General features: G+C 30.8%; 14 protein-coding genes. 4 read left to right on the top strand and 10 right to left on the bottom strand.

The features are described from left to right. The first annotated feature begins 57 nt into the window (after nt 1-57). The 3 genes from ATE90_RS06035 (at nt 58) to ATE90_RS06025 (ending at nt 3,674) form a co-directional block, all read left to right on the top strand. On the top strand, nt 58-1,053 hold the full coding sequence (locus tag ATE90_RS06035) for a PLP-dependent cysteine synthase family protein (protein WP_036786292.1): 996 nt from the start codon (nt 58-60) through the stop codon (nt 1,051-1,053). An 86-nt stretch (nt 1,054-1,139) separates the two neighbouring features. Continuing rightward, nucleotides 1,140-2,384 carry an aminotransferase class I/II-fold pyridoxal phosphate-dependent enzyme gene (locus ATE90_RS06030; protein WP_036786294.1) on the top strand — a complete coding sequence of 415 codons (1,245 nt, stop codon included), beginning with the start codon at nt 1,140-1,142 and terminating at the stop codon, nt 2,382-2,384. Between the two features lie 444 nt (nt 2,385-2,828). Continuing rightward, nucleotides 2,829-3,674: a glycoside hydrolase family 16 protein gene (locus ATE90_RS06025; RefSeq protein ID WP_081958165.1), complete on the top strand. Its 846-nt coding sequence runs from the start codon at nt 2,829-2,831 to the stop codon at nt 3,672-3,674. 322 nt (nt 3,675-3,996) lie between these two features. Here ATE90_RS06025 and ATE90_RS06020 read toward each other — a convergent pair whose 3' ends face one another. The 4 genes from ATE90_RS06020 to ATE90_RS06005 all read right to left on the bottom strand — a co-directional run bounded on the left by ATE90_RS06020 (nt 3,997) and on the right by ATE90_RS06005 (nt 8,317). Beyond that, nucleotides 3,997-4,407: an OsmC family protein gene (locus tag ATE90_RS06020; RefSeq protein ID WP_254712298.1), complete on the bottom strand. Its 411-nt coding sequence runs from the start codon at nt 4,405-4,407 to the stop codon at nt 3,997-3,999. Beyond that, entirely contained in the window at nt 4,404-4,643 is a 240-nt protein-coding gene (locus ATE90_RS06015) for a thioredoxin family protein (protein WP_036786296.1), read from the bottom strand. Before ATE90_RS06015 ends, ATE90_RS06020 begins: the two co-directional genes overlap by 4 nt. Nucleotides 4,644-4,929: 286 nt before the next feature. Next, on the bottom strand, nt 4,930-5,646 hold the full coding sequence (locus ATE90_RS06010) for a VIT1/CCC1 transporter family protein (RefSeq protein WP_036786299.1): 717 nt from the start codon (nt 5,644-5,646) through the stop codon (nt 4,930-4,932). A 433-nt stretch (nt 5,647-6,079) separates the two neighbouring features. Continuing rightward, nucleotides 6,080-8,317 (bottom strand): TonB-dependent receptor family protein, encoded by a 2,238-nt coding sequence (locus ATE90_RS06005; protein ID WP_036786300.1) that lies wholly within the window; start codon nt 8,315-8,317, stop codon nt 6,080-6,082. Nucleotides 8,318-8,559: 242 nt separating this feature from the next. Here ATE90_RS06005 and guaB point away from each other — a divergent pair, with 242 nt between their 5' ends. Next, complete coding sequence (gene guaB / locus ATE90_RS06000; protein WP_036786301.1) at nt 8,560-10,035, top strand: IMP dehydrogenase; 1,476 nt, start codon at nt 8,560-8,562, stop codon at nt 10,033-10,035. Nucleotides 10,036-10,226: 191 nt separating this feature from the next. Here the strand turns inward: guaB and hchA are convergent, their stop codons facing one another. The 6 genes from hchA to ATE90_RS05970 form a co-directional block, all read right to left on the bottom strand. Next, a complete protein-coding gene (hchA, locus tag ATE90_RS05995) occupies nt 10,227-11,135 on the bottom strand; it encodes a glyoxalase III HchA (protein WP_081958166.1) in 909 nt (302 codons plus the stop codon). A 13-nt stretch (nt 11,136-11,148) separates the two neighbouring features. Next, entirely contained in the window at nt 11,149-11,781 is a 633-nt protein-coding gene (locus ATE90_RS05990; RefSeq protein WP_036786302.1) for a nitroreductase family protein, read from the bottom strand. A 74-nt stretch (nt 11,782-11,855) separates the two neighbouring features. Further along, nucleotides 11,856-12,431 (bottom strand): Crp/Fnr family transcriptional regulator, encoded by a 576-nt coding sequence (locus ATE90_RS05985; RefSeq protein WP_036786304.1) that lies wholly within the window; start codon nt 12,429-12,431, stop codon nt 11,856-11,858. Nucleotides 12,432-12,628: 197 nt separating this feature from the next. After that, nucleotides 12,629-13,813, bottom strand: a complete 1,185-nt coding sequence (locus ATE90_RS05980) for an aspartate aminotransferase family protein (RefSeq protein WP_036786306.1) — start codon at nt 13,811-13,813, stop codon at nt 12,629-12,631. Then, nucleotides 13,810-15,447 (bottom strand): OstA-like protein, encoded by a 1,638-nt coding sequence (locus tag ATE90_RS05975; RefSeq protein ID WP_180335180.1) that lies wholly within the window; start codon nt 15,445-15,447, stop codon nt 13,810-13,812. Before ATE90_RS05975 ends, ATE90_RS05980 begins: the two co-directional genes overlap by 4 nt. Before the next feature lie 73 nt (nt 15,448-15,520). After that, nucleotides 15,521-16,246, bottom strand: a complete 726-nt coding sequence (locus ATE90_RS05970; RefSeq protein ID WP_036788197.1) for a DUF542 domain-containing protein — start codon at nt 16,244-16,246, stop codon at nt 15,521-15,523. Nucleotides 16,247-16,304 lie beyond the last annotated feature (58 nt).

Genomic DNA, 16,304 nt, shown 5'->3' with positions numbered 1-16,304 from the left:
TAGGTTACTTCTATACTTTTTCAATGCAATGACGTTTCCTTTTTTAAAGAAATTAACATGACAAGACACCTAGGAATCACCAATTCAATTTTAGAGTTAGTAGGCGAAACCCCGCTAATTAAGCTGCATAAGATTACTAAAAATCTGCCAGGTTCTTACTATGCAAAATTTGAAGCTTTTAATCCTGGACATTCTGCAAAAGATAGAATTGCTTTGCATATTGTAAAAGATGCAGAAAAAAAAGGGATTCTTAAAAAAGGAGCTACGATTATAGAAACTACTTCAGGTAACACAGGTTTTAGTTTGGCTATGATTAGTATTGTTAGAGGTTATAAATGTATTTTAGCGGTGAGCGATAAATCTTCCGTAGATAAAATAGATTTATTGAAATCTATGGGGGCAGAAGTTCATGTATGCCCAGCGAACGTTGCACCAGATGATCCAAGGTCATACTACGAAGTAGCTAAAACGATTCACAAGAAAACGAAGAATTCTGTATATATTAATCAATATTTTAACGAGCTTAACATAGAAGCACATTACCGATCTACCGGACCAGAAATCTGGGAGCAAACTCAAGGGGAAGTTACTCATGTCGTAGTGGCAAGTGGCACAGGAGGTACTATTTCTGGGACAGGAAAGTACTTAAAAGAACAAAACTCAAATATTAAAGTTTTAGGAGTAGATGCTTTTGGCTCGGTACTAAAAAAATACCATGAAACCAGAGAACTCGACTTAAATGAAATAAAGCCTTATAAAATTGAAGGTTTAGGCAAAAACTTAATTCCGACAGCTACAGATTTTGATGTGATCGATATTTATGAAAAAGTATCTGACAAAGATGCTGCATTAGAAGCCAGAAATATTGTGAAAAAAGAAGGAATGTTTCCGGGGTATACAAGTGGTGCTGTTATGAAAGCTACAAAACAATATGCGGCTAAAGATATGTTTACAGAAGATAGTTTTGTAGTTTTAATTTTTCCAGACCATGGATCTCGTTATATGAACAAAATTTATAGTGATGACTGGATGAAACAAAATGATTTTCTATAAGTAGAATTGTATACTTCACTATTTGATAAACTGCAAAAAAAACGGTTACTTTGCATTTCGAAGAAAAATTAAAAATAGAGTACACGATGAAAGATTTATTTGAAAGAATAATTGAAGATAAAGGACCTTTAGGTAAATGGGCTGAGCAAGCCGAAGGCTATTACGTTTTCCCTAAATTAGAAGGCCCAATATCTAATAGAATGTCTTTTAATGGAAAGAAAGTGATTACTTGGAGCATCAATGACTACTTGGGTCTTGCGAACCATCCTGAGATTTTAAAAGTAGATGGAGAAGCAGCAACGGAGCACGGAATGGCTTACCCAATGGGAGCAAGAATGATGTCTGGTCATACTCCTAAGCATGAACAATTAGAAAGAGAATGTGCTTCCTTTGTAGACAAAGAAAAAGCATATTTATTAAATTTTGGATACCAAGGAATTATGTCGGCAATAGACGCTTTGGTAACCAAAAATGATATTATTGTGTATGACATGGACACACATGCTTGTATAATAGATGGTGTTCGTTTGCATGCTGGTAAACGTTTTGTATATCGTCATAACGATATGGAAAGTTTTGAGAAAAACATCAAGCGTGCTAAAAAAATGGCAGATAAAACGGGTGGAGGAATTTTAGTGATTTCTGAAGGTGTTTTTGGAATGCGAGGAGAACAGGGCCGTTTAAAAGAAATTATCGCTTTTAAAAAAGAGTATAACTTTAGAATTTTAGTAGACGATGCACATGGATTTGGCACCCTAGGAGAAGGCGGTAGAGGTACTGGTTTTGAACAAGGAGTGCAAGATGATATAGATGTATATTTTGCAACTTTTGCAAAATCTATGGCAGGTATTGGTGCTTTTTTGGCAGGTAATAAAGACGTTATTCAATATTTACAATATAATATGCGTTCTCAAACGTTTGCAAAATCTTTACCAATGGCAATGGTTAAAGGTGCTTTAAAGCGTTTAGACATGCTGCGTACCATGCCTGAGCTAAAAGAAAAACTATGGGCAAACACAAATGGTCTACAATCTGGGTTGCGTGCTGCTGGTTTTGATTTAGGAACTACGCAAACATGCATAACCCCAGTATTTTTAAAAGGAGAAATTCCGGAAGCAATGGCAATGGTGAATGATTTGCGTGAAAATCACGGAATCTTTTGTTCTATTGTGGTATATCCTGTAATACCAAAAGGGTTAATTATTTTACGTTTGATACCGACAGCAACTCATACAAAAGAAGATATAGATGAAACAATTACAGCATTTTCTGCGATTCGAAAATTGCTAGAAAATGGAACCTATAAAAAAATAGCAGCTTCTATAGTATAGTTTTTTAACATATATATTTATGAACCGAGCTAACTGCTCGGTTTTTTTTGTTTAAAAAAAATTTCAAGTATTAACATAAAATAAATTTTATAGAATCCCTCATTTTTAAAGAATCTTAATACTCCGGTTAATTAATAATTTTTAGATAAAAAATTAAGTGAATTACTTAACTATCTGATTATGAATATAAACAGAATGTAAATCTGATAAAATTTTTCTTAGTATTCTAGGTGATGTAACAAAATGTAAACGGAGTAAAGGCCTAAATACAATTATTATTCATTTATATTTTTACCTATTTTATTTTAAATTTATTATTTTTTAGATTCTGTTTTTTATCGTTAAAAAACTAATTGATGTGTTTATGTATTGGTGTTTTTAATAGATTTTAAATAATTTAATATTAATTTCGCTTGCTTTAAATTAATCAAAAATTATACTAAAATGAGAAAGAAAACGAGAGTAGTACATATAATATTTTTAATAATATTAACTGTTTTTTTTATAGAATGCAGCAAAGATGAAGGTAATATTATTCCTCCAGAAATAATTGAAGAGCCACCAGCTAGCGGTGATTTAATCTTTTTTGATGAATTTGATATTGATGGAGCTTTGGATACTAGTAAATGGACATTTGAAATTATACCACCTAACAACGGAAGTTGGTGGAATGGTGAAGAACAACACTACACAGGTAGAAGAGATAATACTTATATTTCTAACGGTACCATGAAAATTGTAGCAAAAAAAGAAGTTTATACTTTTCAAGGTTCGACAAAAAATTATACTTCAGCACGTTTAAATTCTAAATTTTCATTTACCTACGGACGTATTGATGTTAAAGCTAAACTACCAAAAGGAGGCGGCACATGGCCTGCAATATGGACAATTGGTTCGAATATAAATAGCGTTGGTTGGCCAGCATGCGGTGAAATTGATATTATGGAGCACTGGGGGCATGAACCGACAATTGTTTCGAGTGCTACTCACAACACCGCTTGTTCTGGTGATTGTTCGGGTGTTACCGTAGGGAAAACTGCTATTTCCGATTATAATGATGAATTTCATGTATATTCCATGATATGGAATGAAAATGAAATTCAGTTTTTAATTGATGATGAATTAAAATATACGTATGATCCTTCACCAAAAGACACACGTAATTGGCCATATAGCGCTGATCAATTTATTATATTGAATTTAGCAATGGGAGGCAGTTGGTTTACAATTGACCCTGATTTTAAAGAGGCTGCCATGGAAATAGATTATGTAAGAGTATATAAAAACTAAAATGAAGATATTTTTCTATTAAATCATAAAAGCCAATTTTTTTTGAGTATTCGTAATAATATCCAAAGTATTTGGCTTTTTTTGGAATCACATATCTCTAAGTAAAACTCTAACAGATTTTTTTTGTTACATCTATTGAATGAAAGTTAGATTAGAAATATTTTTGATTTCAATGGTTTCTAAAAGTGAAAACTAAATAAAATACACTTTTGAAGCTTTGCACTATGATCTAAGAAAAAAGTTCAAAAATCAATAAAAGATTATTCTTTTCTTAAAACGCAGCGAATACAAACAAAGCTATCATGAATATTTTAGTACCAACTTAAATATTTTGGAAATTAAGAATTGTTCCAGAAATAGTGCAAGACAATTTTATTGTATTGTAGATAGTACCAAATTTCTCAATATTCTTTTTTAATAAATCAATATTCAGTCTTTTATCGCTGCTGTAAACTATTAAATTATATCTGATATTATCTAATCGAGGTGGGTTTTCAAGACGCATGGCATAAACTTCAACATTAGCTTTTAAATAATTGAATTTTAACATCACTGAAAAACGCTCAACATTTTTTAATATGCAAGAAGCAAAAGAACTCAAAAACAACTCGGCAGGATTTGGCAAGTTTTCAGAAGTTAAACTCGTCGTTCCAAAATTTATAGTCGATTGTTTTACCTGAATAATACCCTCTTGTTTTGAAATGGAGGAAGCTTTGATGTGATACTTTATCATATTTGTTTATTTAGAAGTTTTAGTACTTCTTCTTTTGAAGGTATTCTTCCTATTATGGCGATATCATCATTTATAATTAGAGCAGGTGTTGATATTATATCGAATTTCAGAATCTCTGCTATATCTTCAATTTTTTCAATGGTTACATCAAAGTTGTTTTTGATAACCACAGCTTGAACCACATTTGTCATTGCTTTACATTTTGCACATCCCGTTCCTAGTATTTTAATTATCATATTTATATTGTTACTTCAAATAACAAATATAATACCTGCAATTATTTAAAAATATGACTTAAATCACATTTTTTTGTATAATTTATTTTATAACAACTTTTAATAAATATAAATGACTTGTCAGTATGGTGTTTTTTAACATACTTTTATTATGAGTTTAACTTAATAAATTTTCACTTCAGTGAAGATACAGATGTAGTTGAAAAAGCATCAATTCATAACTTAATCTAATTCTTTTGATTGATTATAAAATATTATTTAACTGACATTATATGATATATCTATGTTATATCATATTGACATTAAAAAGATATCCAACCAAAGCGGTTAGTCCCATGGCAACTGTGCCCCAAAAAGCAATTCTTAAAATTGATTTTCCAATGTTTGAACCTCCCGTTTTAGCAGATAACGCTCCTAAAACTATTAGAAAAAATAGCGCAAAACCATAAAGGGAATATTCGATATGTTCTAAGGGAAGAAAAAGAGTCACGAGAAAAGGAAGTAATCCGCCAATCGTAAATGCGGCTCCTGATGCCACTGCGGCCTGAATAGGTTTTGCTTGGTTCATTTCATTTATTCCTAATTCATCTCGAACATGCGCCCCAAGAGCATCTTTTTCCGTCATTTCTTTAGCAACGAGCAAAGCTGTTTCTTTTTTTAGTCCTCTATTTTCATAAATTTGTGCCAATCGTTGTAATTCAATATCTGGCATTTCTTTTAATTCAATAATTTCTCTTTCTATATCTGCTTTTTCAACATCTGTTTGAGAACTTACAGATACATATTCTCCAGCTGCCATGGATAATGCTCCTGCCACCAAACCAGCTAAAGTTGCTAAAATAATAGGCTCTCTTAAATCGCTTGCTGCGGCAATACCAATAGCTAAACTAGCAGTAGATAAAATTCCATCATTTGCACCAAGAACTGCTGCTCTCAGCCAATTACTCCGGTGTATGTAGTGATGTTCTAGATAATTATCTAATTCCTCAGTCTTTTTCTTCATTTCTATCGTTGTTATTGAGAGTTAAGGTCAATAAATGTAAGTATTATGACTTTTTTTGATAAGTATAATATATTTTCATCTTTCAGTTTGTAATAGACAAATTTATATTGATATTTCATAGAATATTATGATATCTGTCAGTTCATTATTGTTTTAAGGATGTAATTAAATTTAGATTAAAAAACGAAAGGCAAATTCTAGAAGAAAGTACTTGAACCGCTTTCATTTTTTTTTAATTCCTTGCTTTTTCTGGCAATTATTTAAATTCAATCCCCAGTGTGTCGAATATGTAGAAATTTTATTTTTCTAATTGTTATACAGCACTGATCAATGAAAATAGCTCATCTATAAGTTTAGTCTTTTCTCAAGAAACAAAAAACTCGAATAATGTATTAAACTATTCGAGCTATAAAATTGGTTTTTAAAAATAATTTTAAAAGCTAAACTCAGCACCAGCATATAAACCAAATGGATGCCCTGGTCTTAATCCTGCTGGCACTCTTGAAACTGCATAAGTATTGTCCAATAAATTTATAATATTTGCTGTTAAGCGAAGTTTTTTGTTTACATAATATTTACCGGAAATATCTACAATAAAGTTAGAGGATACTTTTTCATTTTCCGAAATATTACCTGTACCAGCTAATGTTCTAAACTCCCCATTATATCTAGCATTTAAGTTAATTTCAAAAGATGAATACTCTAAAGAAAGGGCAGCATTAAATTGGTGTTTTGGAATATAAGGCATTTCATCGCCAACAGCAACTGTTCCCCACAAACCATCTGAACTATCAAAACTATTTTGAAATTCTGAGTTCGTAAAAGTATATCCGAAAGAAATAGGCATAGAAATTTTTGAACCTTCTTTCGCTAAATTATAATTTAATAAGACTTCAATTCCGTTTACATTTACTTCACCCGCATTAAATTGTTCTAAAGAACCTGTGCCTCCTGTTGCTGCTAAATCACTTCCTAAAAGATTTGAATAATCATTAAAAAAACCAACGAATTCGCCTGTTAATTTACCTAGGTTAAAACGAGTACCTAGTTCATAATTAACACTCTCTTCAGATTCTTGTCCGTCTTGATTTCCCGGAGGTGAAAACCCCTTATGAATACCACCAAATAATGAAAAATCATTATTGAATTTATAATTTGCGCCCATTCCAGGAATAAAAACATTCACAGAATTTTCTCTTGTAGCTAAATCAACACCAGTTCTTGTAATATCATTTTTACCAAAGTCTTCTCTTTGTAATAGTATATTTTCAAATCTTACTCCAGGTGTAAACGTCCAATTATCAATTTTTAATTTATAAGTAATATAAGAAGCAAATGCCTTGGCGCTGGCAATTCTATTCGCATTTGTACCTGGAACTCCAGCTGTTGTTAAATTTAAATCTCCTGAATTAGAGATACTGTATTTATCAACCCATTGAAACCTATCTTCTTCATCGTAATGATAACGAAAACCAATTTCTATATCATGAAATAAATCGCCTTTATACCAATGGTAATCCAATTTTGTTTGAATTCCTTGTGAATAATATTTTCTGTTATTAGCTTTTACACCTAATGCATCTGCTTCAGAATTAACAACGCCATTTAAAATAGAAAAATGATTTGAAAGTGTTATTGGATCCTCTAAAACATTTGCGATAGATTTTTTCTCTCCATTAAAAGTTACATCATTTAATTTGTACCAATTTCTTGAAAAATTATTTTGATAAGCAGTAGTGGTCACTCTGAAATTTTTAGAAAAATCTAATTTATGGGTTAACATATACTGCGAATGATCGGTGGTCATTTTATCATTATTCGAGGCCGAGTATCGTGAAAATGGATTTACATTAAAATCTGCTTGAGACAACCCTAAATAAGTTTCATTACCAACTTCGTCTGCATATTGAAATTTAAATTTTAAAGATTGTTTTATAGCTGCATTTGGAAATAAGTTTATTTTAAATTTAGCCACGAAATCATTTTTATGGAAACCAGTATTTTTTCCACTTGGTAAAGTTTTAAAACCATCAGATCCATAGTTTAGATATTCTAACATATAACCAAATGAACTACTGCCACCGCCAATTTTAGCGTGCAATTGATTTGAATTAAAACTACCATAGCTTGCACTTATTTTTCCACTAAATTTAGAAGGTATTTGAGCAGAAATCATATTAATAGCACCACCCGTTGTGGAAGGTCCAAATTGTACTTGGCTACTTCCTTTCAAAACTTCTACAGCCTCCATTCTAGCTATTGTAGGGAAATAATAGGCAGAAGATGCGCTGTAAGGAGCAGGTGCAATTAATACACCATCTTCCATTAATGTTATTTTAGAACTTCTCTCTGGAGAGGTTCCTCGTAAACTAATATTTGGTCTTAATCCAAAACCATCTTCTTCATAGATAGTAACTCCAGGAACGCTTCGTAGAACCCTATTTACATCTGTAAAGCTAAATTTTTGCAATTCTTTTGGTGATAAATAATATGCTGAACCAGTTCTATGTTTTGCAACATATTTATTTCCAAAAATCATACTAGTAGAAAGTACAATTTCATCCAGCTTTTGTATGGAATCTAAAGAAGATACGTCTTCGTTTTTTTCTTTTTTTTGAGCGCTTAAACCCATTGTTAATAAGATAGATATAGTAAGTAATGTTCTCTTCATTTTATTTAGACTAATTATGAATAATATTGTTTTCGGGTGCAAATATACAAATGAACATTACATTATCAAACATTATTTAGAATAAATAAAAATAATATTTTAAAAGATACATTATCAATGTTTTAAAATGAATAAAGAAAATATTTCCTTCCTTATATAGCAAAAATCTAATAAGCCACTTTAACTTATTTAAATTCAATAATTAATTGTAAATTTGTACGCAATTATATTTTAATTGCAAAATGATAGCACACAACAACAAAATTTTAGGAGAAGGTTTAACATATGATGATGTTTTATTGGTTCCAGCCTTTTCAGAAGTACTTCCTAGAGAAGTAAGTATTCAAACAAAATTTACTAAAAATATCACGATAAACGTACCAATTGCTTCGGCAGCTATGGATACGGTAACCGAATCTGCTTTAGCCATAGCAATTGCTAGGGAGGGAGGAATAGGTGTTTTGCATAAAAATATGTCTATAGAACAACAGGCAAAAGAAGTTAGAAAAGTAAAGCGTGCAGAAAGCGGAATGATTTTAGATCCTGTTACATTGCCTTTAACTGCTGTGGTTTTCGAAGCAAAAGCAAACATGAAAGAGCATGGCATTGGTGGAATTCCTATTGTTGATGAACATGGAATTTTAAAAGGAATAGTTACCAATAGAGATTTACGTTTTGAACATGATAATCAAAGACCCATTGTTGAAGTAATGACGAGTGAAAACTTAGTTACTGCCGCTGTTGGAACTTCTTTAAATGACGCTGAAAAAATTCTTCAGAATTATAAAATCGAAAAACTATTAATTGTTGATGAAGATTATAAATTAAAGGGACTAATTACGTTTAGAGATATTACTAAAGTAACTCAAAAACCAATGGCGAATAAGGATTCTTATGGAAGATTAAGAGTTGCTGCAGCTTTAGGGGTTACTGCTGATGCCGTTGATAGGGCAGAAGCTTTAGTGAAATCTGGAGTTGACGCTGTTATCATAGATACTGCTCACGGACATACGAAAGGCGTGGTTACTGTTTTAAAAGCCGTTAAAGCAAAGTTTCCTGACTTGGATGTTGTAGTAGGTAATATTGCTACGGGCGAAGCTGCTAAATATTTAGTAGATGCCGGAGCAGATGCTGTAAAAGTAGGTATTGGTCCTGGTTCTATTTGTACAACAAGAGTTGTTGCCGGTGTTGGTTTTCCGCAGTTTTCTGCAGTTTTAGAAGTTGCAGCTGCGATTAATGGTAGTGGCGTTCCTGTTATTGCTGATGGTGGAATTCGATATACAGGAGATATTCCTAAAGCGCTTGCAGCTGGAGCAGATTCTGTAATGTTGGGTTCTTTATTAGCGGGAACAAAAGAGTCTCCTGGAGAAACCATTATTTATGAAGGAAGAAAGTTTAAATCTTATAGAGGAATGGGATCTGTTGAAGCTATGAAACAAGGTTCTAAAGATAGGTACTTTCAAGATGTTGAAGATGATATCAAAAAATTAGTTCCAGAAGGAATTGTAGGACGTGTTCCTTATAAAGGTGAATTAGCTGAAAGTATTCATCAGTTTATTGGAGGTTTACGAGCGGGAATGGGGTATTGTGGAGCAAAAGATGTTGAAACACTTAAAGAAACAGGGAAATTTGTAAGAATTACAGCCAGCGGAATTAATGAAAGCCATCCGCATGATGTAGCAATTACAAAAGAATCGCCTAATTACAGTAGAAGGTAGGTATTCATTTTTCTTGTATAAATAAAACCAAGCAATTTTGCTTGGTTTTATTTATATACATATGATTTGTAAGTTCACCTATTTACTAATGAAATATGTAAAAGAAAACAACCAATAAAAACTTCAGACTTTGCGAGAACAATTAGGAAATTTATTAGTGAAATTAATAATTTAGATCGTTTACAGTGTTTTTATCTATTTACTTCTTTAAGTAGCTCATTTGCAGCTAATTTACCAAAATCATTTGCGGCTTGAGGACTCGCTCCTGTAATTAATTTTCTATCTATATTTACCGTATTATCAGCTTCTTTGTTAATAATAGTAACACCTAATTTGTTTAATTTTTCTCCATATATCCATGGCATTTTTCCAGGTGTATATCCAATCATTGGTCCTTGTGCATCTACAGCATCTGGAAATGAAGCAATCTTATATCCTTTGTAAATAAAATCATCTCCGTTTACCTCTAAACTTGCAGCTAATAATGCAGCAGGACCATGACAAATGGCAAGAGTGAATAAACCTTTCTTATAAGACCAATTTACTAAATTACTTACATCTTTGTTTTCTGGTAAACCGAGCATGGCTCCATGACCACCAGGGAAAAATATTGCTACATAATTGGTGCTATCTATCAATGAGTTTGTAACAAAATCAGCTAAACTACCTGGTTTTTCTAATTTATTTCTAAATTCAGCATATATATTCTTAACATTTTCATCATCTTCTGGCATTGCCCACATTTCTACTGCAACCGGCTTACCTGTTGGTGTTACAACATCCACATCAAAACCCGCATTTTTTAAATGAAGAACAGGCAATAACATTTCTACAGGATGGTTTCCTGTTGAGAATTTTTTTCCATTCGCCATTGTCATGTTTCTTTCTTCTGTGCAAATCATCAACACTTTTTTATTTCCTGTATACTTATTTTCGTAAATTGTGTTATCAAAGTTAGTTGTAGAAGATGTTGCTAGTTTTAGAGCTAATGGTGATGGACTATAAGTACCATTTGCTGTTTTTGCAGGTCTTGTTGTTATGTATAACGTAATAACAATGAGTATTAGAATACTTGCTAATCCAATTAATGTTTTTTTCATAATAGTTGTTTTTTTATTTAATAAATGTCACTAATTCTTTTAATGGTTTTCTAACCTTTACAAGGTTCACCAACCAATCATTATCTACATCTTTATAACCGATGGGTAATAATAATGTACTTCGTAAACCTTTTTCGCGTAATCCTAAAATTTTATCTAATGAATCCGCATCAAAACCTTCCATTGGTGTACTATCTAAACCTTCTAAAGCTGCTTGAGTAATAGCTGCCATAAATGCAATATAAGTTTGTCGTGCAGCATGTTCAAAATTAGTTTTTGGAGGACGTTGCGGATAACCTGATAGCAACATTTGACGATAGTTTTCCCAACCTTCATTTTTGAACCCTCTAATTTCGTTGGTTAAATCAAACATATGATTAATACGATCTACCGTATAGTTATCCCAAGCAGCAAATACCAATAAATGTGAACAATCAGTTACTGGTGATTGATTCCATGCGATTTCTCTGATGCTAGACTTAGTTTCATCCTTGGTAACAACAAAAACTTCAAAAGGTTGCAATCCGCTTGATGTTGGAGCTAATCTAACTGCTTCTAAAATGTTATCTATTTTTTCTTGAGGAACTACTTTGCCATTCATGGCTTTAGTAGCATAACGCTTATTTAATATATCTAAAAAACTCATGATTTTATTTTTTAATTATACTACAAAAGTAAAAGAAGGTTAAATAGCAAAAATGAATCTATGGTAATAAATTATTATTTTTTAATTCTTTCTTTTCTTATTCTACTTAAACTTTGTGGAGTTATTCCTAAATAAGAAGCTATCTGATAGTTCGGTATTATTTTCTCAAAATCTGCATAGTCTTTAATAAATTGATGGTATTTTTTAGATGCAGAAAGCGTTAATAGACTTAGAATTCTATTTTGAAGAGCAGCAATACGCTTTTCAAAATTTTTACGCTGAAAGGTTTCAAATTGCGGATATTCATCGTAGAACTCGTTAATCTTGCTATTATCAATAACCAAAATTTTAGAATGGGTTATACTTTCTATGGATACAATAGATTTATTATTTGTATAAAGTGTGATATAATCACTTATCCACCAGTTTTTAATAGCAAATTGTATAGTGTGTTCTTTTCCGTCTTCCGTCTTGTAAAAAGAACGTAAACAACCTCTTGCCACAAAAATATGTTCTTTTTTTATAGAGTTATCAGTAAGAACTAGTTCTCCTTTGACTAACAATTTTTCTGTTATAATTCCATTCAGTTTATTTTCTATTTCCGACGAAATTGAGTTATCTTTTTTCAAATAATCTAAAAGTTCATTCATTTCTATTGTTTACGGGTATAGCTGCTAGTTTTTTAGGGTATTTTATAAATTTGAGCTAAAGTGATTTATGATTTTTTATTCTTTAAATATTTTTAATGGGTCAAAAAAAATTACATAATACAAAATGATAAGATAATCTTTCTCATGAATCAAAATAGATGTTAGTAAAGCTATATTTTTTTATTTTAAAAAACAGGCTACACTAATTCTTCAATTACATCTAAAATAATATCACAACCAGCAATTAGCTCTTCATCAGAAATAGTTAAAGGCGGAGTAATTCGCATGGCTCTTCCTTCGAATAACAAGAAGAATAAAATTAAACCTTTATCTAAACATTTTAGAATAATTTTTGCTGCTAAGTCTGGTGTTTCCACAAGTGCAGCTAGCATCAAACCTTTTCCTCTAATTTCGATTATTGATGGATGTTGTAAATGTTTTCTAATAATACTCTCTTTTCGCAAACTTTCTGAAAGTAAATTTTTGTCAAGAATTTCTTTTACTGTTGCATTGGCAGCAGCAGCAATCACGGGATGTCCGGCAAAAGTTGAGATATGGCCTAACTTAGGATTGTCTTTTAACAAACTCATGTGTTCATAAGAAGCAATAAAAGCACCAATTGGCATTCCACCACCTAAACCTTTTCCCGCAATAATAATATCAGGAATTACGTTGTAATTCTCAAATCCCCAGAAAGTTCCTGTTCTTGCAATTCCTGTTTGAATTTCATCTAAAATTAGAAGCGCTCCCACTTCTTTACAGCGTTTTTTTACCTTTGCTAAATAATTGTTTTTTGGTTCTATAAATCCTGCTCCTCCTTGAATCGTTTCTAAAATTACTGCAGCCGTATTCTTGGTGATCTTCGCAATATCCAATTCATCATTAAAGACAATAAATTTAATTCCAGGAATTAAAGGTCTAAAGGCTGCATTTTGTTTTTCAACTCCAGAAACACTCATAGCACCCTGCGTATTTCCGTGATAAGAGTTTTTTGCCGCAATAATTTCTGATCTATTTGTAATTCTTTTTGCTAATTTCAATGCACCTTCTGTAGCTTCTGTTCCAGAATTTGTGATGTAAACAGATGCTAAACTTTTGGGCAAAGTAGAAGCTAATAACTTACATAAATTAACTTGTGGTTGCTGAATAAACTCACCATATACCATTACGTGGGCATAGTTGTCAATTTGATTTTTAATCGCTCCAGAAACTTTTGGATGATTATGTCCCAAACTATTTGCAGAAACACCAGCTACAAAGTCTAGGTGTTTTTTTCCATTTATATCATAAATATAACTTCCTTTTGCATGAGAAATCTCTATACATAGTGGATAGGGCGAAGTTTGTGCTTGATGTTTAAAAAAATCAGATTTCAAAGTCATTCCTTTTTAAAAGTAGCTATTTTTTTACGCTTTAATACTATTTTTTCATCCAGCTTTAAAGGAATATTTTTTTGCTTCTTCTTCTTCTTTTTCTTTTTCTTTATCGGGATATCTTTTTCAACACTATCTCTAATAAAAATATCTTCCATTTTTTTGGGTTGTTCACTTTCTCGCCAAATAAAACCTTTTAATTTTTTTACGGCTTCAGGTAACATCGATGGGGGATAAGTTTTTCCATCAGATGCTTTTAAATACTTAATAGATTCTATAACTCCCTTCGCTAAAATAAAATCAATATTACTAGAAATTTCTTTTGTAATGGTTTCTATAATATTAGTTTCTTCATTTCTATTGTAATAAACTGATTCTGCGTTTCCCTTTACTAATAAATTTCTCAACTTATTTTCCTGAAATTTGCCATACATATTTCTTCCTTTAATTTGGTTGAAATCATTTTCTGATAATGAATCTTTCGAAACAATAAATGAATTGTTAAATACTTTTAAAGAATCTAATTTTTTTGTTTCAATATCAGATTTTAAATAAATAGAATCACCTGTAATTTGATTTTTATCAGACCAAATAACTGGGTTTCTATATAATTTTGTAAATCCTGTTTGCTGATTTGTATGAATAGAATCGCATTTTCCTTGTAAATCTGACTTAAATATTTTTACATGATGATACGCTCTAATAATACGTTCTTTTACTTTTCCAGTCACCAACAAAGTATCCCCATGAATAAAAGTAGAATCTTGATCTACAATAGAAATAGCTACTGCTTTTTTAATGACAAAAAGAGAGTCTTTTTTTTCAAAAATTTCAGCATAATTTCCTTTAGTAATAAAGTTTTGAATAGTATCAATTACTTGTATATTATTGGTTGCAGAAGCAAAACCCTTTCTCTTGTCATAATACAAACTATCACCTTCAACAGTTCTTTCTTTTAGATATAATTTTGCGTTTTTTACAAAATGAGAGATGTCTGTCTTTGTATTGTAAAACCCTCTTTCACAATAAATTTTATTTTCGTTTTCTTTATTCGTGATTGTAGAAGGTCCATACAAATAAGTGTAACCAGAATTAGTATAGTAATCTAAATGATTAGACTCTAAATGGTGATCAGGGTTTACTACTGTTACTCTTGTTGTAGCTATAAATTTCTTCTTTTCTAAATAGTAATTTCCTATTTTACTTCTTAAGGTATTGGTAGTATCTTTAATAGTTGCGTAACTCTTATAATACAATTTTTGGTTTAACCTATCGAACTGTAAAGTGTCTGTTGTCAAGGTCATTGTAGGATCTTTTAGAACTACATTTCCCCAAGAAAGCGCTTGTTTAGAATTGGCATCATAATCTGCATAATCACTAGTTTGTGTAATGGTATCTCCTTGTTTTATAAGAACTTTACCAATCGCTTTAAAAAAATTTTGTTTTTTATAATATAGTGCTTGTTGACATGTTAATTTAATACCCTCATGATTCATCTTAACATTACCAATAAGTATGCTTGCTCCTGGATATCTTTCTTCGTCAGCTTCCTGAATTTCAGCCTGATACTCAATTTTTCTTTTTTCTTGAGAAAAAGAAATTGAAGTAAAAATTATTAGTAATATAAATGTAACTCTTTTCAAGATATATATATTTCTGCAAAAATAATGAAAAGAAAATTGCTTAGTACTAAAGAAAAGTGAAAGTTAAAATAATTTAATTATTAAGTGTTTTAAAATCAAGCTTTAAAGTTTTTGGAAATAATATATTATTTTCTAAATGAACATGTTGCTGAAAATCATCTTCGAATTCTTGTAGATTTAAATACAATTTTCTAAAAGCAGTGCTAGCATTTTCTGGTATTCTATAACTGTTGGATACTTCAGAAATTCTATTAAAAACATTTCCTATTTTATCATGATGTTCCTCCATTATTTTGAGAGAATTATTTATAAAATTTGAATTTTTAGAACGAAAACTTGTATGCTTCTTGCTTGCTTTAAAAAGCTTTTTAATATAAGGAAAAACAAAGGTTTCTTCTTTAAACATGTAAACCTTCAATTCATTTGACAACTCCTTAATATGGTTGTTAATTTCTGTTAACTCAGAATAATTATGACCATGAATTTTTACCGATTTTTCTCCATATTTTTTTAAAAGAGGAATGTTTTTTCTTATATATCTGTGATGGATATGCACAATAAAAATCATTAAAAAGTCTAATGCCCACTTATTAAAATCATTTAAATAATTAGTTTTAAAATGTATCTTTTCCAATTCACTTTCTAATTCATGATAGTCTAAATCATTTTTAAAACATACATTTTCGATTGAAACTTTCCCATTAAAACAAAAATCTATTCCGTACTTTTTAAAAATGTTCGAAGTATGTATGTTTTCTGTTACAAAGTCCGCAACAGTTTTGTTTCTTATACTTTCCATTTTATTTCTTTTAGTAACAACAAATTTGAGGCCTTTTATCATTATATAAAATGATAAA

The organism is Polaribacter sp. Hel1_33_96 (assembly GCF_002846595.1).
GTDB lineage: Bacteria > Bacteroidota > Bacteroidia > Flavobacteriales > Flavobacteriaceae > Polaribacter.
Note: the sequence above shows the minus strand (reverse complement) of the source record. Positions and strands in the feature narration are given on the sequence as shown.